The sequence below is a fragment of the Tindallia californiensis genome (genome assembly GCF_900107405.1).
In the GTDB taxonomy this organism is placed as follows: domain Bacteria; phylum Bacillota; class Clostridia; order Peptostreptococcales; family Tindalliaceae; genus Tindallia; species Tindallia californiensis.
Genome location: NZ_FNPV01000001.1, coordinates 107,125 through 132,705 on the forward strand (window position 1 = coordinate 107,125; position 25,581 = coordinate 132,705).

Sequence of the window (25,581 nt, forward strand, 5' to 3'; positions counted from 1 at the left end):
ACGTCTGTGGTATCCTAATTTACGGGTAATATTAAACATCATATATCATAAGGAGGCTTCATATGATCGATCAAAAAATAAAAAAAATAATTGCATCACATCTCGGTATCGAAAATGCAGAAACACTGTTGCGTGAAACTATGCTGATGAATGACCTAGACGCTGACTCACTGGATGCTGTAGAAATAATAATGGCTATTGAAGACGAGTTTGAAATTGAAATTCCGGATGAAATGGCTGAATCAATCAAAACCATTGGCGAAATCATTGATTATGTAGAAGAGCAACATCAGTAACCCAAAACAGCCAAGCTGTTTCCGATACAGCTTGGCACTATTGATTACGATTCTTCCATTACCTTTATATCATGAACAAATATATTAACATTTTCTACCGGTATTTCCGTCATTGCTTCTATCGCTTCTTTCACTTTCTTCTGTGCTTCTTCCACTAGTTTAGGAATCGGAGTTCCATATGCTACTTCCAGCGAAAGATTTAAATGAATACTCTTATCTGCTTTTTCTATCCTAACACCGGCCTTTGTAGCTGTGTTTTTACTAAAAAGAGCTTGCACACCGCCTGGAAATCCACCAGCGATAGAAAGGATACCTTCTATATCATTAACCGATTTTCTAGCTATCGTCATAATAATATCATCTGATATTTTAACCTTTCCTTGCTCACTGCAAAATATCATCGGGTCTTCGTTTTTCATTCTTTTTTTCACTCCTCTTTGCATTTTTCTGTTGATTGACTGTTATATCCTTTTCAAGAGCCCACCTAGCTTTCGCGTTTAAGTATTCCGTTTCTGTATTGACGTTGGTGAAGCTATTTAAATGAGGGTCTATTGTTCTAACATGAGTTTCACTCACAGGTCTTACCAGCACATGATCATAAAATGCGGTAATTTTATAGTTTTCATCACGAAGTTGATCTAAGATATATGGTAAACATGTTTTTCGATAGATCGCATGTAATGGCTCGAAATAGGATCCTATCATCGGTATTCGAACATCTTCTCCATCGAGACTTTCTATCATATGAGCTATTAACTTGCTACTCAAAAAGGGCATATCACAAGGAACGATAAAAGCATACTCGTTATTCGCTTTCAAAAGACCAGAGTACAGACCTACAAGAGAATTCTTCTTTTCTGTATCCAAAACATCTGTTACAAACCTGACATTATCAAGCATATAAAATGATGATGGATTACGAGTAACCAGTATAACTTCATCAAATAAAGGTTCCAAGGTTTCCACCACTATTTGAATCATCTTTTTATCGCCTATCCTAAGTAACGCTTTATTTCGCCCCATTCTTTTGCTGTTTCCTCCGGCTAAAACAACCGCTGACACCTTATGTTTAAGCATTTCTCATCCCTCATTTTCTTTCAACTACATGAAGTATTCTTTCGAATCGAGACAGTAATAGTTCAGAAATAATACTTATTTCAGAGCGTTTTAACAAACTCCAAAAAATCATCGGTATTACTCTCCAAGTCAGGCATATTCTTTTGTTTATCTCGGTTCAGCAAGTGATCTGTCAGTAGATAGGTGCTAATCCCTACCTCTGCAGCTGCTAAATCTTCTAAAGCATCATTCCCTACCATGAGAACCTCTTCTGATGATAACTTTAAGTGATCTAAAATTTCCTCATAATATTCGGTATTTGGCTTCGCCGCATGCATTTTCTCAAAGGTTGTCATATACAAAAAATCTTCCGGATTTAATCCCGCCCATCGAATTCTTTCACAAACGGCATTTTGAGGAAAAAGAGGATTTGTTGCAATTACCAGAGGATACTGTTTTTCTTTTAGCAACCTTACGGACTCAATCATATTGGGATTTTGCCACGTCGATTTTTTAACCAAAGAAAACTCATTCGAATAAAAGTGATCAAAAAGGAGCCAGGCTTTTTCACTTTCTATTGAAAGATCTTTTGTAAATGTTTCCATGAAAACTTTTTCATTGGATTTTGTTCTGCCGCTATTTGATATCATTGCTCTTGTAGCAGTCCATAAATTTTTTTTGAACAATGAAGGTTCAAGATAAGGCTTAAACTTTTCCGTTAATGCGTCAATATACAGTTTCATAAATTTTTCTAAGTTCATTGGTAACAGAGTACCATCAAGATCAAAAAGGATTGTTTTCAAAACTAATCCCTCCAAGTTCTACAGTAATGTTTTCCTCACTATTATATCTAAATTTTTCTTTAATCACAACGGTTACTCTCTAAACTATATTAGCACCAGGATCGTTAATATTATATAAACTAGTAATACTCATTTTTAATGACATTCTTTATAATCAAAAACCTGCCAGATAGGCAGGCTCGACGAATCTTCACATTAATCTTCCATCACTTTTAGGTTTTCATCAACTATAAACTCAGCTTCTGTAACTTCTCTTATCTTTTCTACAGTAGTATCAGGAGCAATTTCCCGCAAATACATACCTCCTGGAGTAATTTCAAACACTCCCATTTCTGTCACAATCATATCAACTTCTTTTTTGGCTGTTAGCGGTAAAGAACAAGATTTTAGTATTTTAGGTTTTCCTTTAGCTGTGTGTTCCATTGCTAATATTACTTTTTTTGCGCCTACGACCAAGTCCATTGCTCCACCCATTCCTGGAACTAGTTTTCCCGGAATCATCCAGTTAGCAAGATTTCCTTCTTGGTCTACCTGCAAGGCGCCTAAGACAGTAGCATCTACATGTCCTCCACGTATAATCCCAAAAGAAGTCGCGCTATCAAAGTAGGCGGCACCTTCTAAAACAGTTACAGGTAATCCACCAGCGTTCACTACATCCGGATCTTCATTTCCTTCTGCTGGAGCTGGTCCCATTCCTACAAAACCGTTTTCAGATTGAAGAATCACTTCAATTCCTTCCGGTATATAATTAGCTACAAGGGTTGGCATTCCAATCCCTAAGTTTACAATATCTCCATCTTCAAAATCTTTAGCTACCCTTTTAGCAATTCTTTCTCGAATATCCATGCATTATTCCCCCTTTACAATATAATCAACGAATATTCCCGGAGTCATCACATTATTAGGATCTATTTCTCCGACTTCAACAAGTTCACAAGCTTCAACAATAACTACATCAGCAGCCGTTGCCATATGCGTATTAAAATTCCGTGTAGCTGCGTTATACCATACGTTACCTTTTTTATCAACTTTTGAACCTCTTATCAAAGCTACATCTGCTCTTAGAGGCAGCTCTAACAAATATTCTTTTCCGTCCAGGGCCATCTTTTGTTTTCCTTCTTCAACTACCGTACCAACTCCTGTTGGCGTTAAAAATCCTCCCAGACCAGCGCCACCAGCTCTTATTCTTTCAGCAAGTGTACCCTGAGGAATCAAAGTAACATCAATTAAACCTTCGTTCATCATACGTCCAGTTTCAGGGTTTGTTCCAATATGAGAAGCATAAAGCTTCTTAATCTGACCATTAACAATCAACTTGCCTATTCCAACATCAGGCCTCGCTGTATCTGTGCAGATCAGAAATAAATCTTTAACATTTTTTTTAACCAATCCATCCACCAAATTTTCAGGTGTGCCAGCTCCCATAAAACCCGGGATCATAACCGTCGAACCGTCTTTCACAAAATTAAGCGCTTCATCCATCGAAACAACTTTACTCATGCGATACCCTCCCTTTAACTATTAGGTTATCCACGGTGATTAAATCACAATAGATATTACCTCTATATGATACCAGAATTATCTCACATTGTCCAAGTTTCCATATAAAATAAATATTTTATCGAAGATCGTTAAAACTATTGTTTCTAATAAAGAAATATGCAAACTTTCCCCTTGTTGCATCTTAATCGCTAAGAGAATGTTAGTAGAAAAAACACGACTATAATAGAAGCTACTGGTGTGATCACCCATCCAAGAAATATCTTGCCCAGCAATGCGAGTTTTATATTTCTACCACCTTTCGCAATACCTATTCCTACAACTGATCCAACCACTGCTTGAGATTGCGATACCGGTACCAACGGAAAAGAAGGTAGGTTATGCGATACTAACCATGCTTGTAAGCTTTGAGACGCAAACAAAAACAAAACAAGAGCACTTGATAAAACAATAATCAGTGCATGCGCAGGGGTGAGCCGCATAATACCACTGCCAATTGTTGACATTACTTTCATCGAATACGTATATACTCCCACCGAAACCGAAATAGCTCCCAATAAAAATAACATTTGTTGGCCATTCAAAACAGTTATCGTACTCAGCGTTAATGGTGGTACATTTAAACTATTCACAAAAACTCCCATAACATTCGCCATATTATTTGCACCAAGGCTATACGCTCCAAAAGCTCCCGCTATTACTAAGGCGATTCTCAGCCATCGATCTCTACGCACAATATGTATAGGAAATACTTTCCAAGTATATGCAAAAACAACAAATAGAAGCATCGCCATCACTGCACCCAAAACAGGGGCAAACACCCATGTTCCAGCAATTCGGATTAGCAACGACCAATCAATCGCATGTCCATGATACAAATTCCATCCGATAATAGAACCAATAATTGACTGTGATGTCGATACAGGAAGTCCATTTTTTGTCATTACCATTACTACAAGAGCCGCTGCCAAGGATGCCATAAACGCCTCTTCTAGCCGAGCTATGTCGCCTAATTCCCCTAATGTTTTAGTAGTTCCAGCACCGCTGATCACCGCACCAAGAGCAACAAAAATAGAAATAATCAGTGCCGCTGATCGAAATCTAATCATTTTAGTACTAACCGCTGTACCCATTATGTTCGCAGCGTCATTCGCACCTAACGACCAGCCCATAAACAATCCTGCGGATAAGAAAAAAAGAGCTGCTGGATTCCCTTCCATTATTCCACCTGCCTTCCCTATAAAATATAATCACTATTATACTCGTGTTTTTTCGTTTGCATATGCTTTCAATTTTTGGTGCAGCCACACCAAAGCTGCGTTTGCAGTAAAAAAGCGGATGCGATTTCTATCACCATTAAAAATAATTTTTTTTGCATCTACATCACCATTGATAACGATTCCAATCCATACTTCTCCACCTGTCGAACCCTTTTGATGATCATCTGCCCAACCGGTAGTCGCAAGCCCTATATGAGCTCTCGTTTTATCTGCAATACCTTTTGCCATAGCAATGACAGTGTCTTCACTAACGACGCCTCTGGTATAAATTGTTTCTGGCAAAACGCCTAGCTCATCAATTTTCGATGCTTCACTATAGGCTACTACACCTTCCTTCAAACATAATGACATTCCAGATACATTAACAAGCTTTGCACATATCAGCCCTCCAGTAATTGATTCTGCAATCGATATGGTTAATGCATGCCGGCGCATTAAGGTAAATAGTTTTTCTTCCAGGCTAATCGTACCAGTTCCATATATATACTCATCTAAAATTGGTACTATTTTTTCATAAACAGGCATTAACATCTTCTCTGTGTCTCTCTCAGTAGTCGCTCGTGCTGTTATGCGAATATGAACTTCGCCTTCTTTAGCGTACAGTGCGATGGTGGGATTTTGTTGATCATGCATTAAATTTGTAAGTTTTTCTTCTACCTGACTCTCACCTATTCCACAAAGCCTAATCGTTTTTGAACGAATTGTTTGTCTTAAATATGGCTCTAGCTTTTTCACAACTTCATTTTCAAACATTTTTTCCATTTCTTTTGGAGGACCAGGCATCATAATCATTATTTTACCGTTCAGCTCTATCCAACAACCCGGAGCTGTTCCAGCGCTATTATTTATAATGTGCGAACCTTCAGGGAATGCCGCTTGCTTTTTATTGTTTTGAGAGTACCCAGCTTCTCTACGAACAAACCGTGACTGAATAGTGCTCCATATATTTTCGTGAAATATCATTTTTTTCCTAAAGTATGTTGCCGCTACTTCTTTTGTAATATCATCGCCTGTCGGACCTAAGCCACCTGTAACAATCAGCAAATCAGCTCTTGAAAAAGCAGTTTTATAAGCCTCCAAAAGTCTTTGTGCATTATCACCAACAACCGTTTGATAATAAACATTAATCCCCAACTCAGCTAATCGTTGTGATAAATATTTTGCATTTGTATTAAGAATTTCTCCTAATAGTATTTCTGTGCCAATACTTATTATTTCAGCTTTCATGAGTCATCTCCCTATTCCTTTGCATCGCCTTTCAGAAATCAATTCTTCTCCAAGGGCGTAATCAATTGTAACGCTTTAGGAATTACCTTAAAATCCATCGGTAGCTTTCCACAAAGTTCACCATCTACATCCACTTCAACATCTTGTTTGCTATTCAATCGAAAAGAATCTACCTGATAATAGATAATACCTTTTTGCGGCTTAACTCTTTTCTTTAAAAAACTGAGAAAAACATTGGCCATGTCAGGAAATTCTGTGTTTTTAACAATGAGTAAATCTAGTTTCCCATCACTCAATGAAGCTTCCGGGACTAAATTTTTAAACCCTCCAATAATCGGTCCATTAGCTAAAAGAAAAAAAAGTGTATCTATCGTTTCTCTTTTTTCTCCATAGTCCAGCTCAATTTCAATGGTTTGAAAAAACTGTTTAGGAAATTCTAAAAACCCTTCAAAATAATATGCAAATTTGCCAAGAATTGATTTTTTTTCCGAAGATACTTTATGAGCTAGCTCCGGAAGTAATCCACCTGCTGCAACATTTAAAAAGAACCGATCTCCCGCTTTCCCAACATCCACATAAATTTTCCGCGGATTTAAAATCATCTCTGCGTATATTTCCACGTTTTTAGGAATTTCTAAATAAGTGGCAACATCATTAGCAGTACCCATTGGAAAAAGAGCAAGCGGAGGAGGAGACGGCACCTGCATCAATCCATTTATTACCTCGTTCGTTGTTCCATCACCACCAAAAACAATCATTTGATCATAGTGTGACGCTCCAAAACTTTTCACCGCTTCCACCGTATCATTTTCCCCTTTAGTTTCATATACATCAAATTGACAAATCTCCTTTTTGCTAATAATTGCTTTAAGCGCTTCAAAACGTTCTTTTCCCATTTTTCTTCCAGCATTCGGATTAACAATAGCTGCATATTTTTTCATTCAGGTCTCCCTTTCCATTCAAGTATTACAAAATTGGCTCTTTATCCTCGCCACTCCATTTTTCTGTATTAATCAATTTATCTGTACTTCTGATCAATCTTATCATTTCCGTCATGCCAATTTCAATTTGATTTAAGCTCACAGCGGCAATACTAATTCGCAACCGCTCATAAACCGGTTTATTTAAGTAAAATAAACGGCCTGGAGCAAACACAATATTTTTATTCGCTACTTTAGAATAAAGTAGCGAAGCATCAACCCCTTTAGGTAGCTCAATCCAAAAGTTCAGTCCTCCCGACGGTATTCTGCACGTTATCTCTTTCGATAAGTCACTCTCCAGAATTGATTTTATAGCACAAAATCGTTTATAATATTCGTTAGTCAGTTTTTTCATATTTCTATCCCATTTCCCATGGTGAAAATATCGTTCCAGAGCTCTTTGGAGTAATCCAGAAGTGGATATATCTGTAGCCTGCTTCGCCATGACCAAAGTACTATAGACTTTGGAAGGAACTATCATATATCCTAGCCTAAGTCCCGGCATAAAGATCTTCGAAAAACTTTTAATATAAATTACCCGTTGGTATCGATCAAGAGACTTTAAGGTATTAACAGAAGATGAGTCAAAAGCAAACTCGTTCACGTAATCATCCTCCAAGATCGTAAAATCATATTTTTCGCTAAGTTCAATGATTGCTTTTAATTTTTCAAGGGTATAACTAATTCCGGTTGGATTTTGAAAATTAGGCATAAGGTACACTAGTTTAGGCCGTAATTCTTTGACTGTCTTTTCAAATAAGTCAATATCAATCCCATCAGATGTTAACTCTATGTCTTTCACTCGAGACCCTCTGGAATAAAAAGCGGCAATGGCACCGCTATAAGATGGACGCTCGATTAGTACCGTATCTCCAGGCTGAAGTATTCCTTTTGCCACCAAGTCTATCCCTTGCTGCGCTCCGGAAATAATTTGTATTTCTTCCGACGTCGTACTGATGCCATTACATTTTGCTAAATCAGCCATACGCTGCCTCAAAGGAGCATACCCTCTGCTATCCTGATAACTAAATGCAAATCCTTTATCACGATCTAGCACTTCTAGCAGCGCTTCTTTAAAATCATCTACAGGAAACAAATCTGGCGAAGGGTTCGCGCTAGCAAAATTAATAGTTTCTTCTGTTATAGATATATTTCTTTCAGTCATTTGGTTTAATTGCTTTAACTGTATTTTTTCCCATTCTTCATTCACTAAGACATTTCCCATTATGTCGTTGTTTTCAAAATTCACATAGGTTCCGCTTCCCCTTTTTTTAATTACCAGTTCATCTCGCTCAAGTAACTCGTAAGCCTTAACCACCGTTACTGTGTTGACATTCAGCACGCCAGCCATTTTTCTAACGGCAGGTAATCGATCTCCGTGCTTTAACTTTTTGTTGCTAATTAATTGTTTTATTCCACAATATATTTGAATGTACAAATGACTTGTTTTATTGCTGTCAATATTCATCTGATGAACCCAGTGATCCATAAGCACAACTCCTTTTCATCCATTTCTCAAAGAATAATCCGAGGTGATATTTTGTCCAGCTATTTAACTTTAATACCTTTCATCAAAAAATACAAATGGTTTTATTTATGGGGCGTTCTTTCCTTGATAATGGTGGATGCTCTTCAACTAGCCATACCCGAAATACTAAGACGTATAACAGACGCTTTACAATTTGGCACATTAGAAAAACAGCAACTATTCATGTATAGCCTCACTATTTTATTCATTGGCTTATTAATGATGCTTTTTCGGTTTCTTTGGCGTATTTTAATTATCAATTCGTCGAGGAGAATGGAGTATGAACTGAGAAATGAAATGTTCGAACAGTTCCTTCGATTATCTACTTCTTATTATAATGATAAAAAAACCGGGGATTTAATAGCACATGCAACTAATGATATTTTAGCTGTACGAAATGCCGCTAGTGGTGGGATCATCACTTTTACAGACGCACTCTTTCTAAATCTTGCGGCTGTTACTATGATGATTCTTACAACAAACCTTAAACTAACGCTCATCGCCTTGATCCCAATGCCTATTTTAGCATTTGCTATCTACCAATTCGGCGCCTCAATTAACCAGCGTTTTAAAATTGTTCAAGAAGCTTTTTCCGAATTAACAGAATCTGTTCAAGAAAGTTTTTCTGGCATTAGAGTGATTAAATCTTTCTCAAGAGAAGAACAAGAAATACATCTATTTGACCAATCTAATGAGAATCTTTTTAACAAAAATATGAATCTTGCGATACTTTTCGGCACATTTTCTCCAACCATTCAGTTTATTTCGAGCATCAGCTTTTTTATCACTCTTATTTATGGTACCCAATTAGTCATGAATCACACGATTACACTAGGTTCTTTTGTTGCCTTTAACGGATATTTAGCCTCCATGGTTTGGTCCGTTCCTGTCATTGGATTTGTGATAAACATTTTGCAACGTGGTGCTGCCTCTATGTCTAGAATAAACAAACTTATGGAGGAAACACCCAACATTGTTGAAGCATCTGACGCTATTGATTTGAGAAATGTCCATGGACATATAGAGTTCTCAAATGTTACCTTTTACTATACGACCGATAAAGTGCCGATTTTAAAAAACTTCACCTTTCACATTGATCCAGGAAGCACTATTGGAATTATGGGGCCGACTGGAAGTGGAAAAAGCACGATTCCTACTTTATTACTTCGTTTGTATGATCCCGATGATGGAGAAATAAAAATTGACGGCATTCCTATTAAGGATACTTCTCTTAGATCACTTAGGGATCAGATTGGATATGTAGAACAGAATAGTTTTATTTTCTCAGCATCCATCTATGAAAACATCGCCTTTGGAAAAGAGGATCATAGCAAAGAAAATATTGAAATGGCAGCAAAGTTGGCTGGGCTACATCAAGATATAGTAAGCTTTCCGGAAACTTATAACACGCTTATTGGTGAAAGAGGCGTCACACTTTCGGGTGGCCAAAAGCAAAGACTAGCCATTGCCAGAGCACTCGTTAAAAATCCACCGATCCTCATTCTTGATGATTCTCTATCAGCGGTTGACACACAAACAGAGGAAAGAATTCTGGAAGGTATTAAGAGTACCATTCATGCAAAAACAACCGTTATTATTGCCCATCGTATTTCCACTTTGAAATACTGTGACAAAATATTAGTTTTAGACAATGGCAGACCTTCAGAATATGGTTCTCACGAAGAATTGATAAAGCTTGATGGATTTTATGCTTATCAATACTATCAGCAAATGTTGGAAGATGAAATTACTTAGTAGCGGGAGATGACACTATTGAGCACTTTTTTGGAAGAAGAAAAAATTGAAAAAGCATATGATAGCACCCTGATGAAACGATTGCTTCAATATGCTAAACCTTATACAGTTTTATTACTGATAGCGGTTATTTTGTTATCTTTTACGGCTTTCGCTGAATTGGCTCAGCCATATCTCTTTAAGATCGCCATCGACGATCATATAAACTACTCAGAGAAAGAATATATGCTAGACAGCGAGTTAGCACTACATTTTACTAATTATGAAACTGGCGATATCATTAGAGTACTTAGAGATGATCAAGATTTCTACCTTAATCAAATCCACGACGAGAATAAGCTGTCCTCTGCTCAAGTTGCTGCCTTGAGATCTGAAGATACTACCTCTGTACGAACACTTGGTTTGATCCTTATAGGTATTTACTTTATCGCTTTTTTTCTCAATTTTGCACAGGTCTATATCCTTAATTATGCCAGTAATAAAATAATTTTCTCAATCCGTCACGATTTATTTAGCCACCTTCAGCATATGTCCATTTCATTTTATGATAATCAACCTATCGGACGGCTCCTTACAAGAGTTACCAATGACACCGAAACACTCTATGAAATGTATACCAATGTCCTCGTAAATCTTTTTAAGGACCTATTTCTTTTAATCGGTATCATCGTAGTAATGATTAGTCTGAACATACAACTAGCCTTAATCACATTTTCCATGATCCCTGTCATTCTCCTTTTTTCTTATTTTTTTAGATCTAAAGTTCGCAAAGCTTATCGCGAAGTCCGTATGCGATTAGCAAACGTTAACTCCTCATTAAATGAAAATATTTCAGGCATACAAACGACTCATATTTTCAAAAGAGAGGAGCAACAATACTCACGTTTTGTAAAATTAAACGATTCTTTATTAAAAGCCAATGAACGAGAAACCTTAATTTCAGCTTTTTTCAGACCTGGAGTTGAGTTTCTTTACTCTTTATCAATAGCGCTCATCATTTATTATGGTGGTGGTCTGGTAATGAATCAAGCTATCGAGTTTGGCGTTTTGTTTGCATTTATTAACTATATCAGGCAGTTCTTTCAACCCATTAACAATTTAACAGAGAAATACAATATCCTTCAGTCTGCAATGGCATCTTCTGAACGAATATTTGAACTGATGGATCATCCACCTCAAGTCGTCAACAGACCTAACCCCCAAAAACCCCAAACCATAAAGGGGCATATCGAATTTAAGAACGTATGGTTCGCTTATAACAATAAGGAGTGGATATTAAAAAACGTCACTTTTGAAATACAGCCTGGAGAGTCAATCGCCTTTGTGGGTGCAACTGGAGCTGGAAAAACTTCTATCATAAATGTCCTATCAAGATTTTATGATATTCAATCCGGAAGCATCCTAATCGACGGCATTGATATAAAAGATTATGATCAACAATATCTTCGTAGTCACATTGGTATTGTTCAGCAGGATATGTTTCTTTTTTCCGGCACGATCGCTGATAATATAAGCATGAATCAAAATGACTTGTCATTACAACAAGTTCAACATTTTGCCAAAAAAGTAAATGCTAACCATTTTATCGAAAAACTTCCTAATGGATACCTGGAGTCTGTTATGGAACGAGGCAAAAACTTTTCTACAGGTCAGCAACAGTTGATCTCATTCGCTCGAACGCTAGCGGCTAATCCTTCCATTTTAGTATTGGATGAAGCAACGGCACATATCGATACAGAAACAGAAAGTTATATTCAACAAGCAATTCCGGAACTTATGAAAAGCCGAACGACACTCGCTGTCGCCCACCGACTTTCTACCATTCAACATTGTGATAATATTATTGTTCTTCATAAAGGAGAAGTTGTCGAAATGGGAAAACACCAAGACTTACTGCGCAATAAAGCTCACTATCACAAACTATACAAGCTTCAATACCAATCTATTCGTGATAAACATCCCGTATCATAACAGACGAAAAACCCCTTGTTAAATCAACAAGGGGTTTTTCGTCTGTTATGCACTCCCTATTATTCTTCTTGCAAAAATATTCTTTCCTGCAATTCACAACTTTCCAAAACGCATGTATTAACAACGCAATGTATGCAAGTTGTAATACCACATTTTACCTTCTTCCTGCTATTTACACTTTCATTATTCTTTTGTTTTTGCATGATGAAGCACCTCCACTATAATAGTATATTCGTCAGTTTTATGATGAATATTATATCAAAGTTTCATTTTTCAGTCAACCAGTAATGAATTTTTTCTTTTTTTTATTTCATTTTTTTGTAGGTATTCCTGATGTCTTTCGTAGCCAATTGTTATATCAACGTATCCGCCGATCAATTTATTTCCCTAGATTTTATTTATGCAAGTTTTTTTCATCTTTTTTCACTTTGACTTCTTTATCCCTTCACTGTAAAATAAATACCGGAAAGACAACTTTCATTCACACTGTTACAAAAGCACAAAATGCCAAAAGTGATTATCTGCAGGAAAAACCAAGAACAAACAGGGAGGAACCTCATGATTGATTATCACGTTCATACACACCACTCCTTCGATGGATTTCATTCCATGGAAGAACTTGTTACAAAGGGAATTTCTTTAGGGCTGTCAGAAATATGTTTTACTGATCATAAAGATTACGATTACGATGGTAAAGGTAGTGAGTTTACTTTTTCTTATAAGGATTATTTTTTTGAACTCGAGCAGATGCAAAACAAATTTGAGGATAAAATCTCTATTAAATCAGGGGTTGAATTTGGTCTTCAGCCTCATAATATTAAACAGTACGAAGACGACATCGCTTTATTCCCTTTCGATTATATTATCGGATCCATTCATAGTGCAAAAAAATCCGATATTTTCATTGGAGATTTTTTCGAAACTCGGAACCAAAAACAAGCTTACGATGATTATTTCGATGATATGTTGCAGGTAATCAGAAAAAATGCTACTTTTTCTGTTCTGGGACATATGGATGTCATTAAACGATATGGAGACTTCCCTTCCCCCTTATCCTTAAATGAATACATTGAATACCCAAGGACTATTTTTAAGGAGATCATCCAGCAAGACAAGGGCATCGAAGTCAATACTTCAGGCTTTCGCTATAACCTAAACGCAACGCATCCTTCTATCGATTTACTCAAACTCTTTCATCAATTGGGTGGCGAAATAATTGTACCAGGTTCCGATACTCATCAAATCAATGATTTAGGCTTTCATTTGATAGAGACACTAAAGCTTCTTCATCATATAGGTTATCGTTATATCGCTTCTTTCGATAAGATGAAACCTCGATTTCATAAAATAGAATCCTTCTTGTAATCATCGTAATAAATTAGATGATCATCGACACAAAAAGCAGCTATCTTCTTCAGATAACTGCTTTTTTGTGCGCCTACTCCATAATATTTACACATCATGATTTTCTAACATTTCTTCTAACCAAGCTCTTATAAGTCCAGATTCTGTCTTATTTCTTTTTGAAGCTATTTCTCGTAGCTTAAGTGCCATTTCTTTAGTAATACACACATGCTTTTCTACCCAATCATCCCTAACAGCAAGGCAAATCCGGTTTTTCCCAAGGGTTTTTGCTTTCACTAAGGCTTTATCAACTGCTTCTATCAAAACTTCTTTCGTTTTACCATTATGAGGAAAGGAAGCTATTCCGGCACTAAACCTTATTTTAAGGCTTTTTTCTCCCACCATCATCGTATGTTCTGATCGAAAATTCCTAATTTCTTCTATTAAAATATTCCCTGTTTCTCTGGATGTGTCAGGCATCATTACTAAAAATTCATCTTTATGTGTCCTACATACCAAATCATCTTCTCTAAGATTTTCTACCAGCATTTTGGCCGTATTTCGAATTACTTGATCTCCAACATATTCTCCATAAAAACGGTTAACGGTTTCAAAATCATCTATATTTAATTTCACTAGGACGATTTCTTTGGAAAATGTCAGAATTTCATTTTGCAAATGATGATAAAATTCTTTATCTGTCATAAATCCTTCAATCATTTTTATCATAAACTTTCACCCCCTAAAGGTAGTCTCATCTCAATGTCACTCCTAGGGATAAAATACCCAAATTGTTCACAAAATCACAGTAAAATATTTCCTCTATTATCCTTCCTTCTTTATTAAGGCTATCTCATCTCCTTCTTTTACTATCCCACCTTTAAGTACTTTAGTAAAAATGCCTTCTCTTGGCATCACACAGTCACCAACTTTTTGAAAAATTTCACATCCATGATGACATTTTTTGCCAATCTGCGTCACTTCTTGTATCGTTTCACCAACCTTCAATCTCGTTCCAATCGCTAACTCATACAAAACAATTCCTTCCGTTAAAATATTTTCTGCAAAAACCCCTGGCTCCAGCTTGTCTATTAGCCCGAGCTTTCTTATTTTGTCAACACTTTCCTGGCCAAGCAAACTCACCTGACGATGCCACTCACCTGCATGAGCATCATTTTGTAGGCCATAATTTTCTATGAACTCTCCTTTTTCTATAGGTGTCTTAACGACGCCCGTTTCTTTACTTAAATTAATCGACAGCACCTTAGCCATTATCATCATCCTTTACTTAAAATAATTACTTGCTTAAATTAGTATGGTTTTTCCTGTTTGTGAACAATCATATCCACCGAGACGCATCACTTGTTTAACAAAGGAATCACTCCTAATTACTTCGAGCAATCTCTTTATTTTTTCTGTTTCCAGCATATATTGAGGTATCAAAAGATCGTATTCTTCCCATGCAATCGGTATAAAGTCAAGTCCCATCGCTTTCGCTGCTGATTCCACACCTAAGCCACAATCTGCCGTATCATTCTTTATTGCGACAGCTACCGCCATGTGGGTAGTCATTTCCCTTTGATAACCTTGAAGCAAGTTAGGGTCCATTTTTTTTATTTTCATCATATAATCTAATAAAATTCTTGTTCCAGCACCCTTTTGACGATTAATCATCGAAATATCTTCTCTTCCCAAATCTTCCAAAGAAGTGATCTCTTTAGGATTACCTTGTTGAACCATTAATCCTTGACTTCTTTTCACCAATTTTATCATGCTCATCTTTTCATTGGCAAAATATTTTCGTACATATTCAATATTATATTCACCGGAAATTTCATCTAATAAATGGATAGGTGCCAAATGGCACTCTTTCTGTTTCATAGCAATGATTCCACCCATGCTTCCTACATGAGCAGAAGAAAGTGCTAGGTTATCATTCTTTTTCTGCAGTTCATTGGCGATCAAATCCATGACTATATCATGACTTCCAATGGATACTATGGTGTTCGAAAGGTCTTCTTGTGATCTTGATAGTTCAACTTCTACACTATCACCTTTATCATATCCTTCTGTCAACTGAGGAATTCTTAAAATTCCATCCGCTTTTACCAAAGACATCGTCACACCCGCTCCCCGATTTAACGGCGTGGCGATCCAACGTTCATCTACCTTCCCTACTTTTACACGAACAAATTCTTCATGCTTCAAAGAAGATACTATCCGTCTTGCTAAAGTTGCTTTTAATTTTTCTACTAGCATTGGTTTCTGATTTTGAAGTGCATAAACCAACGACTTTACCACCTGCTCAAAAACAACATAAGCCGACACTGGATATCCCGGAATTCCCACTACCGGTTTTCCTTTCACCTCTGCAAGAATAGCAGGCTTTCCAGGTTTGATTGCAATACCGTGTGTAAAAACAACTCCTATTTCCCGCAATACATCTACCGTATAATCTTTCGTACCCGCTGATGAACCAGCATTAACCACTACCAGATCGTTTTCATCTACTGCTTTTTCAATCGCCAGTCGGATCTCGGCAGGTTCATCCTTAACAATTGGATAGGTAGTCCCTGTCGCTTCGTAAGAAGATAATAAAGCATAAAACATCTTGCTATTAGACTCAATTATTTTCCCTTCCGGAAGAGGGTCTACCAATTCGGTGATTTCCGATCCTGTCGGAATAATGCCAACAGATATTTTTCTTTTTACCTTTACCCGCTCAATTCCACCAGTTAATAAAGCGGCTATATCTTGCGGTCTAATAATATGATTTTCCGATAGAATCAATTCACCCTTTACCACGTCTTCACCTACAGGTCTGACATGTTGCCAGGGACTAACCGCGCTCCTTATTTCTACCGTCTCATCGTCTACTTCAACAATATCTTCAACCATCACGACTGCATTTCGCTTCATTGTTAGTGGAGCTCCAGTGTTTACTATGGTATAATCTTTATCTATTTTCAATTGTATGGGATTTGTTTCAGATGCACCATTTGTAACCGATGCATCAACAGCAATTCCATCCATTGCTGCCGCATTGTAATGAGGTGCAGATATTTTTGCAAAAACAGGACTTGCTGTTTTTCTTCCCAGAGCGTCTTGCACCATTATTATTTCATCAGATATTCCTGCAAATGATCGACTAATTGAGTGGAGGTATTCTTCCATCGCCTCCTGAAGAGGCTTGTTCGTCAAATAAAGATTTCTATCTTTTTTTGTCAATTTCTCTTCTCCTTTCAGAATAGCTAAAATAGATAAATCATCACATCAGTCCCTTTGTTCAGTCCTTCTTTGTTTGCGTCGATCTTAACAAATCCATCGGCTTTACTCATCATGGACAACATTCCAGATTTACCATGAACAGGTTGTACCACATTCTCTGTCTTTTCCCTGTCCAGTCTGACCATCACATAGTGTTCTCTACCTGGTGCTGATGGAATATTGACAGCTAATTTACCATTTGTTGTCGACATCTGTGAGCCACTTCCAACGAGCGCTTCCATAATGATATTGATTAAAATCCTATACACTACTAACGCAGACACTGGCTGACCCGGCAGACCTATCATCAATGTGTCTCCAACTTTCCCAATAATAGTCGGCTTTCCTGGTTTAACAGAAATTCCATGCACAACGACTCCCGGATCCCCAATGCTATTAATTGCATCTTTTGTGACATCACGATGACCCATAGAACTACCGCCAGAAACCAATATGAGATGACATTTTTTCATCATCATTCGCAATTTTTCTTTTAGTATTTCAATATCATCCGGTACTACTGATGTGTCCACCACTTCACACCCATCTTCCAAAGCCGCCGCTGATATACTATAGCTATTCATATCAATAATCTTACCCATAGTTAATTCATCACCAGGCTGTACAATCTCATCACCAGTAGAAATAATACCTACCTTCAATTTTCCATAGACATGCACACTTTGAAAACCCATACCAGCCAGTAAACCCACATCTTGCGGCCGTAATCTATGTCCTTTATCAAATATCATTTCTCTTTTTTTCATATCTTCGCCCTTCAATAAGGTGTTTTCTCCAGCCGCTACCGATTGGTGAACTAAAACCAACTCATTGTCCATGACCTCTACACATTCAATCATCACAACCGCGTCACTACCTTCAGGAATCATGCCACCCGTTGGTACATAAACACATTCACCAGCATTTATTTCAACAGAAGTATTGGTTCCCATTTCTATTTCTCCTATGTTTTTAAGCATAGCCGGTATTGATTCATTAGCACCATGGGTATCAGTAGCTTTTACAGCATAACCATCAACCGTCGAACGATTAAACTCCGGAATATCCATAGGGCTTTCAACGCTATTGCATAAAGGTCTATGCAGTCCTTCGACCAGCGCAACTTCTTCAGATTCAAGAGAAATATCTAAAGATAGGTTTTTTAATATTTCTTGTACTTCATGAATACTTTTTGTTTTAAATAACTCCATTCTTTCCCTCCTCCTAAAATTACTCTCGCTATCATTTTATATCAGTGTGCCATTAGCCTTCAGATTTGAAGACACTTATATCACTTAGTAATAGTCCATTTTAATTATACCATGTTTTTTTGATTTCTTTCGCACTCATAAACCTTATGTTTTCTTTAGTATTTGGCCATCTACAGCTTCCAAAATATTTCTCTTGCATACAGTTGTCGATTATGCTATAATTCAGATTGTTGTGGGGGCGTAGCTCAGCCTGGGAGAGCGCTTGACTGGCAGTCAAGAGGTCAGGGGTTCGAGCCCCCTCGTCTCCACCATCTATCCTACAACCTTAAAGATCCGCTTTTGCGGATCTTTTTTTATATTTCTTTTTCTAACAACCTTTTTAATTCTATTAGATCATCTGGTAGCTCTGCGTTGCATTCAATTTCTTCTTTTGTGCGTGGATGATCAAAAATAATTCTTTCTGCATGAAGCGCCTGTCGTTTTATTCGATTAGGTTGGTCAGGTTCATAAAATTCATCCCCTATAATCGGATGCCCTATATGATGAGCATGGACACGAATTTGATGAGTTCTGCCTGTATCTATTTTAATCCGAATCAAACTAGCTTTTGAATATACTTCTACTTTTTCCAAATGACTAACTGCCATTTTACCTCTGGAATCCACTACTCTTCTTGGAGGCTCATTCTCAGGAATCGTTTCCGGTCTATAGATAGGTGCTTCTACCTTCTGGTAAGATTTATCTACACGCCCCAATACAAATGCCAAATATTTCTTTACCATTTTTGATTGCAACTGAGCTGCAAGTTGCTGATGGGCAAAAGAGTTTTTTGCCAAAATCATCGCTCCTGAAGTATCCATATCAAGTCTATTTACAAACCTGATCTTATAACATTCACCACGATTATTCATATAATTCATGACTGCGTTTGCCAATGTTCCTTCTCTGGTTGCTGCTGTAGGATGTGTCAACATTCCTGGCGGTTTATTGATTACCAGTACATCAAAATCTTCATAAATGATATTCAGTGGTATGTTTATTGGTGTAAAATCACAGCTCTCTTCTTCCATGTTCAGCACTAACAAGTCATTTTTTTGAAGTATCTGATGGTAAGGTGCCCACTTACTGTTTATTGTTACCCTTTTATCTTTTTTCAGTCTTGACATCAATCGACTCGATACTTCCCATTGCTTTTTCAGTAATGATTTTAATGTCATTCCCTCTTCATTTTTTTCTACTTTGTATACAATTTTATTATATTTCTGATCTTCTATCGGTAACATTGCTTCACTAACCCTTCTGAATTATAATCATTTTATAGCATTCGTATTTTATGAAATCATGTTTGACTTTTGTATTTTTAATGTGTATGTTTATGATATGCCATATAAACTTGTAGGGAGGTACCACTATGTCCACTATTAAACACATCTGCGTATTGAGTAATTCATTACCTCTCTCTCGCAAAACAGAACTATTGCTACAAGAGAAATTAGATGAGTACCGATTTAGCTGGAGCAAGCAATTAGAGGTTGACACCGATTTAATTATCTGCATCGGTGGTGATGGCTCTTTCTTGAAAACCATGCACGATTTATCATTTCCTACTACACCCGTTGTATCTGTCAACACAGGACATTTAGGTTTTTTCTCCGAAGTAACACCAGATCAAATAGATTTGCTTCTACAAAAGATCCATGATAACCGTTATATTATCGAAACCATTAACCCTTTATCCGCTAAAGTCGATTTAGAAAAAAACATTCAAGCCCTTTTGGCAATTAATGAAGTCGTTGTTAAAAGTAGTCGTTGTAAACCAATCCACCTAAAAATAACTGTAAATAATCAACTAATTCAAACATTCAGCGGTGATGGAATCCTTGTTTCTACTTCAACTGGCAGTACAGCCTATAGTTATTCAGCAGGAGGCAGCATCGTTGATCCCAGCTTAGAAGTGCTTCAGATTACACCCCTCGCTCCTATTAATACCAATGCTTATAGGTGTTTTACATCTAGCGTTATTTTTCCTCCTAACGCTACTATTCGTATTATGCCAGAGAGAGAGCCCGAAAGTTATGTCATGATCTCTGCCGATGGAATTGAACAACCTCAAACCTCTTTCAAAGAAATTAATATTTCTTTAAGTAATCAGGCCATCTATATGTTAAGATTAAACCAACATGACTTTTGGAATAAAGTGATTACAAAATTTCTTTAACTAAAAACCCTATTTATACCTAATAAAAACCATAGGCGAACTGTAAGGAGGTTCCTGTATGCCTTCCCGATATCATCCTATCAGTCTTAACTCTGAAAAGTGTATTGGATGTACCAATTGCATCAAGCGTTGTCCTACAGAAGCCATCCGTGTTACTAATGAAAAAGCAAGCGTAATGCATGAAAAGTGTATCAATTGTGGTGTTTGCATTTCCGTATGTCCTTATAACGCATTCCACGGCGTTACAAAAGGATATCGTGGCGTGTCCAACTATGCACTGAAAATTGCCCTTGTAGATCCTATCATCTATAGCCAGTTCCCAACAGAAATTTCCCCTGAGCTAATCTTAACTGGCATTAAAAAATCAGGCTGTTCCGAAGTATATGAGATATCAAAAGGTGCTGATGTTGTAACGAAGTTCACGCAAAAATATTTGCATTTACAGAGAAGAACACCTATCATTTCTTCTTCCTGTCCGGCGATTATCCGATTAATCCAGTTAAGATTTCCTGAACTTATCCACCACATTCTTCCAATTGATTCACCCGTAGAGATAGCTGCTTATATGGCTCGAGAAGAAGCTATGCGTAAATATGGATTAAAAGCAGAAGAAATCGGCGTATACTATTCTACCCCCTGCCCTGCCCGCATTTCTAGTTTTTTAAGGCCCTTAGGCACACAAAAAACCAATATCAGCATGTCACTTCCTATTCATAAGGTTTTTGGTTTGGTAAATAGATTTCTAAAGGATAATGCAGGAAAATCACTGCAACGTGTCTATCCGTCTTCCGAAGGCATTAATTGGTCTCGAGTGGGCGGTCAAGCAGCTTCTTTGAAAATCGATGAATACATGGCCGTTGATGGCATCAGTAACGTCATTAGCGTATTAGAAGAAATCGAATACGGAAAAATGAGGCACTTAAAGTTTTTAGAATGTCAAGCCTGTATTAATGGTTGTGTTGGTGGAAGCTTGAATGTAGAAAACCCTTTTATTGCACAAAGTCGCATTCGAGTGATTGCCAAGAAATATCAACATATTAAAACAGAATCTCCGAGTATTTCGCCGGAAAAATTTCTTTTCACTCAGCCTATTCAACCTCTTCATTCAACAAAATTAGATCAAGATTTATCAAAAGCGCTTTTAAAACTTGAACAAGTTGATAAAACCCTCAAAAAACTTCCTGACATTGACTGTGGCGCATGCGGCGCACCGTCCTGTCGTGCATTCGCAGAAGACATTGTACAAAACAGGGCTGCATTAGAAGAATGTGTTGTTTTGATTAAAAAAACCTACTTTAAAAAAGGAATGACGCTCGATTCTTTTTGATGAAAATAGTATAAATCCTCAGCAAAAGATGTAAGCTTAACACTTTCCTTATTTCTTAAATAACGGATATCCAAATCATTAATACGTACTCTATCTAAGTTGTCTGCATCCTTAAAAATCAAATATAGTTTCGACATGGTTGTATATGCTTTATCACTCCATCCTCTCTGAATTTTTTTATGTTCTTCCATTGCAATAGAATCGTCTACCGAATGATATCTAATGATCATTGTTGCAATATCCAATTCTTGAGAACAATTTAAGCGCATTCTTCTTTTTAGCGCCTTCACCTTTTGTACACTTTTAGTACCATGAAAGGAGTCTTTTTGATCATTATGTCTTCCAATGTCATGATAAAGACTTGAAAAAATTAATATTTTTTCTTCTTCTTCGGAAATACGATAAAGTTGTCCAATCAAAATCGCAAGGATCATAACCCTTTGTGTATGGTCCGGACCATGAAGTCCTTTAGGGTTAAAGTAATGACTCTTCTCTATCCATCGCATATGTTTCTCGCAAGTTTCTATTATCCCTTTATATCCACCAATCATTTTACTAAGAGATTCTTTAGAATACTGATCTGCTTTTTCAACCTTTTTTTCTACTGACATATTTATCACTTCCACTATCCTATAAATTAAGAATGCATACAATGCTTTTTTCATTTTCATCCTATCTCTTCTGTATCATTGTATGTACTGATTGTACCATAATCTTCATCCATATTCATATATCCATTTACTTTTTACTACTTTCTGTGGTAAAATAGTCTTGTTATTATTTAGGGGAATTAACTCAGCTGGTAGAGTGTATCCTTGACGTGGATAAAGTCGTGGGTTCGAGTCCCTCATTCCCCACCAACCAATGAGAAGGCTAAGTATCTTTATGATATCTAGCCTTTTTTCGTATGCTTCTTTCTGTTCTTCTAGTAAATATTCTTTAATTTTTTAAGTACTGTTTTGCATCTCATCATTTCGGGTAATAAAGCTACAGATTTCTATTATCAGATGGAGGGAATGCTTATGATATTTCACAACAAGATTTCATCTTTTTTCCAGAAACAACCACTTATGCGCCATGTTTTAGTTAGTCTTTTGCCGTTAATCTTAGGATCTACCTACCTTTTTGGATTGAGAGTTTTAACTCTTTTGATAGTAGTCTCTGTAGCAGGAATCGCTACAGAATACATCTTTGTAAAAAAAAGAAATCAAAAAGTTACCGAAGCCGTATTAGTAACTTGTGTATTGTTCACCCTTTCCCTTCCCATTGCAACTCCCTACTGGGTTGCCATTGTAGGCATTGTCTTTGGTGTCTTGTTTGCCAAAGAAGTATTTGGGGGTTTCGGACGCAATGTGTTTAATCCAGCATTAGCTGGCAGAATGTTTTTATACGTTTCATTCCCCGAATATCTTACAGCCTCTTGGAACCATGCATCAACTTCTTTTCCCGGAGGGTTTACACAATACATAACTCCTGTTTTAGATACCGTATCAGAGTCAACCCCTATGCCTGCCTTTAGAGCAACAGGAGAACTGCTATCATACAACGAAGTTCTATGGGGTTATACATCTGGCTCTATCGGTGAAACCAGTGCTATCCTTCTTATTTTAGGAGCACTTTTTCTTCTGTCCAGAAAAGCCGCTGACTGGCGATTAATCGTTTCTTCTATCACAGGCTTTCTCACTATTCACAGCCTTTTGTTTATATCCGGAGTCAACAATGTTCCTAATCCTATTTACGGGCTTTTAACGGGTGGTTTCCTTTTTACTTCTATCTATTTTGTTACCGAGCCTACCACGGCTCCTAAAACCAGCTCCGCTAAGTGGATTTACGGATTTTTAATCGGTATTATTACGGTTATTATTCGATATTTCGGTATTTTTATAGAAGGGGCCGCTTTTTCTGTTTTAATCATGAATACCTTTGTTCCTATTATGGACGAAGGGGTTAAGTCGTTAAAAGCTATGAGAAAGAAGGTGAAAGCATGAAAAAATTAAACCTTAAACCCGTCGTGTTTATGGTAATCGTCACTTTTATATATACTTCTGTACTTGCAAGTATTAACGCCATAACGATCGAAAGAATTCAATTAAATGAGCAACTTTCTGATCAAATATCTTTTCTATACGTTTTAGACAAGCTTCCAGAAGAAACCAATGCCGAAACCATTAACTCATTATATGAAAAACACATTCATGAAATAGAAGTAAACGATCAGACTATTTATGAAGGGTTTGATCAAAATGGCGAATTAATTGCCTATATTGTTCCGATTACCGGTAGTGCTGTATGGGGTGACCTTAAAGGACTGGTCTCCTTATCCACTGATTTTAACGAAGTGCTGGGCATTGAGTTTCTTTCTCATAACGAAACTCCCGGATTAGGCGCTCGTATTGATGAAGAATCTTTTAAGGAACAGTTCCGAGGTATTGAAATCGATCCTGATGAGTCTCATCAGTTTCTCACTTACCGACCGGATCCTGACGGCCAGGTAGATGCTATCTCCGGTGCCACAGGAACTTCCAATGCTGTCAGAGATATTTTTAATAATAATATGAAACAGTTTATGTCCGAAACTCGGGAGGCGTTACAAAATGATTAGAAAAATTAGAAATATTTTTTCTCTCGGTGTATTCAAGGACAATCCTGTTTTTAGACAAATATTAGGAATCTGCTCAGCTCTGGCGGTTACCAACTTAATGATTAACTCTCTTGTGATGGGTATTGGATTAATCTTTGTTGCTTCGTTTTCCAGTATGACCGTTTCTATTATTCGCAAATTTACTCCGAAGCATATCCGTATGATGGTGCAGACCCTTATTATCTCTGCTTATGTCATTATTGTCGATATTGTGTTAAAAGCCTATTGGCCTTCTATGAGCGAAGCTTTAGGCCCTTATGTTGGTCTCATTATAACCAACTGCATTATTATGGGTAGATGTGAAGTTTTTGCACAAAACAACCCTCCATTAACTTCTTTTATTGATGGGGTCGCATCAGGAGTAGGCTATAGCTTCGTTTTACTATTTATAGCTTTTTTTAGAGAATTACTCGGCTTTGGATCTCTATTTGGTATTAACGTTTTAGGTGAAAACTGGACAAACTGGGTATTCATGATTATGCCTCCGGGAGCTTTCTTTATGCTGGGCATTCTCATTTGGATCGCCAATACTTATATCCCAGATAAAGAAGGAAACAAGCCAGCAACAGGAGGTGCTAAATAATGGAAATAAACCCTATGGTTATTTTTATGGCATCTATTTTTACGAATAATATGATTTTAGCCAATTTCTTAGGAATGTGTTCTTTTATTGCTGTCTCCAAAGAAATTAAAACAGCATGGGGGCTTGGCCAAGCTGTCACCTTTGTTTTAACAGGAACGTCTGTTATCAATTACCTCATCTACCATCATATATTAGTGCCATATAACTTAGAATATTTGCGATTTATTGTATTTATCATCCTCATAGCTGCCTTTGTTCAGCTGGTGGAAATGATCGTTGAACGATATGTTCCTACGCTTTACTACTCTTTGGGTATTTTCCTTCCTCTGATAACTGTAAACTGTGCCATACTTGGTGTTTCTCTTTTCATGGTTATTCGTGATTATAATTTGATTCAGTCTACGTTTTTTGGACTAGGATCTGGTATTGGTTGGACATTAGCAATTGTAGCTTTAGCAGGAATTCGACAAAAAATCAAAAATGCTCCAGTTCCTAAAGGTCTGGAAGGCGCAGGAATCACCCTGATCATTATCGGCTTAATGGCTTTAGCTTTTATTGGTTTTTCTGGAATCGCAAATGTACAGTAGAGGAGGC

Annotated in this window: 25 protein-coding genes and 2 tRNA genes; 12 read left to right on the forward strand and 15 right to left on the reverse strand. The window is 37.1% G+C overall.

What is annotated here, in order from left to right; genetic code table 11:
• Positions 1 to 62: 62 nt before the first annotated feature.
• A complete protein-coding gene (gene acpP, locus BLV55_RS00530) occupies positions 63 to 296 on the forward strand; it encodes an acyl carrier protein (protein WP_093309834.1) in 234 nt (77 codons plus the stop codon).
• Between the two features lie 44 nt (positions 297 to 340).
• Here the strand turns inward: acpP and BLV55_RS00535 are convergent, their stop codons facing one another.
• The 9 genes from BLV55_RS00535 to pdxR form a co-directional block, all read right to left on the reverse strand.
• Positions 341 to 715: an Asp23/Gls24 family envelope stress response protein gene (locus BLV55_RS00535; RefSeq protein ID WP_176968183.1), complete on the reverse strand. Its 375-nt coding sequence runs from the start codon at positions 713 to 715 to the stop codon at positions 341 to 343.
• On the reverse strand, positions 681 to 1,373 hold the full coding sequence (locus tag BLV55_RS00540; protein ID WP_093309839.1) for a molybdenum cofactor guanylyltransferase: 693 nt from the start codon (positions 1,371 to 1,373) through the stop codon (positions 681 to 683). The genes BLV55_RS00535 and BLV55_RS00540 overlap by 35 nt, the downstream gene beginning before the upstream one ends.
• An 80-nt stretch (positions 1,374 to 1,453) precedes the next feature.
• Positions 1,454 to 2,155 (reverse strand): HAD family hydrolase, encoded by a 702-nt coding sequence (locus BLV55_RS00545; RefSeq protein ID WP_093309841.1) that lies wholly within the window; start codon positions 2,153 to 2,155, stop codon positions 1,454 to 1,456.
• Positions 2,156 to 2,350: 195 nt separating this feature from the next.
• Positions 2,351 to 3,001 (reverse strand): CoA transferase subunit B, encoded by a 651-nt coding sequence (locus BLV55_RS00550; protein ID WP_093309844.1) that lies wholly within the window; start codon positions 2,999 to 3,001, stop codon positions 2,351 to 2,353.
• Between the two features lie 3 nt (positions 3,002 to 3,004).
• Positions 3,005 to 3,655 carry a CoA transferase subunit A gene (locus BLV55_RS00555; protein WP_093309847.1) on the reverse strand — a complete coding sequence of 217 codons (651 nt, stop codon included), beginning with the start codon at positions 3,653 to 3,655 and terminating at the stop codon, positions 3,005 to 3,007.
• Between the two features lie 191 nt (positions 3,656 to 3,846).
• On the reverse strand, positions 3,847 to 4,875 hold the full coding sequence (locus BLV55_RS00560) for an inorganic phosphate transporter (RefSeq protein ID WP_093309850.1): 1,029 nt from the start codon (positions 4,873 to 4,875) through the stop codon (positions 3,847 to 3,849).
• A 36-nt stretch (positions 4,876 to 4,911) separates the two neighbouring features.
• The gene (locus tag BLV55_RS00565) at positions 4,912 to 6,162 is read right to left on the reverse strand and encodes a competence/damage-inducible protein A (protein WP_093309852.1); all 1,251 of its coding nucleotides are present in this window, start codon (positions 6,160 to 6,162) and stop codon (positions 4,912 to 4,914) included.
• A gap of 38 nt (positions 6,163 to 6,200) precedes the next feature.
• Positions 6,201 to 7,103: a diacylglycerol/lipid kinase family protein gene (locus BLV55_RS00570; RefSeq protein WP_093309856.1), complete on the reverse strand. Its 903-nt coding sequence runs from the start codon at positions 7,101 to 7,103 to the stop codon at positions 6,201 to 6,203.
• A 25-nt stretch (positions 7,104 to 7,128) separates the two neighbouring features.
• Positions 7,129 to 8,631 (reverse strand): MocR-like pyridoxine biosynthesis transcription factor PdxR, encoded by a 1,503-nt coding sequence (gene pdxR / locus BLV55_RS00575; RefSeq protein ID WP_093309857.1) that lies wholly within the window; start codon positions 8,629 to 8,631, stop codon positions 7,129 to 7,131.
• Between the two features lie 123 nt (positions 8,632 to 8,754).
• On the opposite strand from pdxR, the gene BLV55_RS00580 reads away from it, so the two are divergent.
• The 3 genes from BLV55_RS00580 to BLV55_RS00590 all read left to right on the forward strand — a co-directional run bounded on the left by BLV55_RS00580 (position 8,755) and on the right by BLV55_RS00590 (position 13,761).
• Complete coding sequence (locus BLV55_RS00580) at positions 8,755 to 10,425, forward strand: ABC transporter ATP-binding protein (protein WP_278279985.1); 1,671 nt, start codon at positions 8,755 to 8,757, stop codon at positions 10,423 to 10,425.
• A gap of 18 nt (positions 10,426 to 10,443) precedes the next feature.
• Positions 10,444 to 12,396: an ABC transporter ATP-binding protein gene (locus BLV55_RS00585; protein WP_093309861.1), complete on the forward strand. Its 1,953-nt coding sequence runs from the start codon at positions 10,444 to 10,446 to the stop codon at positions 12,394 to 12,396.
• A 558-nt stretch (positions 12,397 to 12,954) separates the two neighbouring features.
• A complete protein-coding gene (locus tag BLV55_RS00590; RefSeq protein WP_176968185.1) occupies positions 12,955 to 13,761 on the forward strand; it encodes a histidinol-phosphatase HisJ family protein in 807 nt (268 codons plus the stop codon).
• Positions 13,762 to 13,848: 87 nt separating this feature from the next.
• On the opposite strand, the gene BLV55_RS00595 is transcribed toward BLV55_RS00590, so the two are convergent.
• The 4 genes from BLV55_RS00595 to BLV55_RS00610 form a co-directional block, all read right to left on the reverse strand.
• On the reverse strand, positions 13,849 to 14,469 hold the full coding sequence (locus BLV55_RS00595) for a GGDEF domain-containing protein (protein WP_093309864.1): 621 nt from the start codon (positions 14,467 to 14,469) through the stop codon (positions 13,849 to 13,851).
• Between the two features lie 96 nt (positions 14,470 to 14,565).
• Positions 14,566 to 15,012 (reverse strand): MOSC domain-containing protein, encoded by a 447-nt coding sequence (locus tag BLV55_RS00600; protein ID WP_093309867.1) that lies wholly within the window; start codon positions 15,010 to 15,012, stop codon positions 14,566 to 14,568.
• A gap of 33 nt (positions 15,013 to 15,045) precedes the next feature.
• The gene (locus tag BLV55_RS00605; protein WP_093309869.1) at positions 15,046 to 16,968 is read right to left on the reverse strand and encodes a molybdopterin biosynthesis protein; all 1,923 of its coding nucleotides are present in this window, start codon (positions 16,966 to 16,968) and stop codon (positions 15,046 to 15,048) included.
• A gap of 23 nt (positions 16,969 to 16,991) precedes the next feature.
• Positions 16,992 to 18,218 (reverse strand): molybdopterin molybdotransferase MoeA, encoded by a 1,227-nt coding sequence (locus BLV55_RS00610; protein WP_093309870.1) that lies wholly within the window; start codon positions 18,216 to 18,218, stop codon positions 16,992 to 16,994.
• 234 nt (positions 18,219 to 18,452) lie between these two features.
• Between BLV55_RS00610 and BLV55_RS00615 the strand changes: the two genes are divergently transcribed.
• Positions 18,453 to 18,529, forward strand: a tRNA-Ala gene (locus BLV55_RS00615).
• A gap of 42 nt (positions 18,530 to 18,571) precedes the next feature.
• Here BLV55_RS00615 and BLV55_RS00620 read toward each other — a convergent pair.
• Positions 18,572 to 19,501 (reverse strand): RluA family pseudouridine synthase, encoded by a 930-nt coding sequence (locus tag BLV55_RS00620; RefSeq protein ID WP_093309872.1) that lies wholly within the window; start codon positions 19,499 to 19,501, stop codon positions 18,572 to 18,574.
• Between the two features lie 128 nt (positions 19,502 to 19,629).
• Here BLV55_RS00620 and BLV55_RS00625 point away from each other — a divergent pair, with 128 nt between their 5' ends.
• Together BLV55_RS00625 and BLV55_RS00630 are read left to right on the forward strand one after the other, a co-directional pair.
• Complete coding sequence (locus tag BLV55_RS00625; RefSeq protein WP_093309874.1) at positions 19,630 to 20,436, forward strand: NAD(+)/NADH kinase; 807 nt, start codon at positions 19,630 to 19,632, stop codon at positions 20,434 to 20,436.
• 58 nt (positions 20,437 to 20,494) lie between these two features.
• Positions 20,495 to 21,763 carry a [Fe-Fe] hydrogenase large subunit C-terminal domain-containing protein gene (locus BLV55_RS00630; RefSeq protein ID WP_093309876.1) on the forward strand — a complete coding sequence of 423 codons (1,269 nt, stop codon included), beginning with the start codon at positions 20,495 to 20,497 and terminating at the stop codon, positions 21,761 to 21,763.
• Here the strand turns inward: BLV55_RS00630 and BLV55_RS00635 are convergent.
• Complete coding sequence (locus BLV55_RS00635) at positions 21,727 to 22,374, reverse strand: HD domain-containing protein (RefSeq protein WP_176968186.1); 648 nt, start codon at positions 22,372 to 22,374, stop codon at positions 21,727 to 21,729. The two genes, BLV55_RS00630 and BLV55_RS00635, sit on opposite strands and share 37 nt — an antisense overlap.
• A 173-nt stretch (positions 22,375 to 22,547) precedes the next feature.
• On the opposite strand from BLV55_RS00635, the gene BLV55_RS00640 reads away from it, so the two are divergent.
• The 5 genes from BLV55_RS00640 (at position 22,548) to BLV55_RS00660 (ending at position 25,574) form a co-directional block, all read left to right on the forward strand.
• A tRNA-Val gene (locus BLV55_RS00640) sits at positions 22,548 to 22,623 on the forward strand.
• A gap of 162 nt (positions 22,624 to 22,785) precedes the next feature.
• Positions 22,786 to 23,751: an RnfABCDGE type electron transport complex subunit D gene (locus BLV55_RS00645; RefSeq protein WP_093309878.1), complete on the forward strand. Its 966-nt coding sequence runs from the start codon at positions 22,786 to 22,788 to the stop codon at positions 23,749 to 23,751.
• Complete coding sequence (locus BLV55_RS00650) at positions 23,748 to 24,365, forward strand: RnfABCDGE type electron transport complex subunit G (protein ID WP_093309879.1); 618 nt, start codon at positions 23,748 to 23,750, stop codon at positions 24,363 to 24,365. The genes BLV55_RS00645 and BLV55_RS00650 overlap by 4 nt, the downstream gene beginning before the upstream one ends.
• Positions 24,358 to 24,987, forward strand: coding sequence for an NADH:ubiquinone reductase (Na(+)-transporting) subunit D (locus BLV55_RS00655; RefSeq protein ID WP_093309882.1), 630 nt, complete (start codon positions 24,358 to 24,360; stop codon positions 24,985 to 24,987). The genes BLV55_RS00650 and BLV55_RS00655 overlap by 8 nt, the downstream gene beginning before the upstream one ends.
• Positions 24,987 to 25,574, forward strand: coding sequence for an NADH:ubiquinone reductase (Na(+)-transporting) subunit E (locus BLV55_RS00660; protein ID WP_093309884.1), 588 nt, complete (start codon positions 24,987 to 24,989; stop codon positions 25,572 to 25,574). Before BLV55_RS00655 ends, BLV55_RS00660 begins: the two co-directional genes overlap by 1 nt.
• Positions 25,575 to 25,581 lie beyond the last annotated feature (7 nt).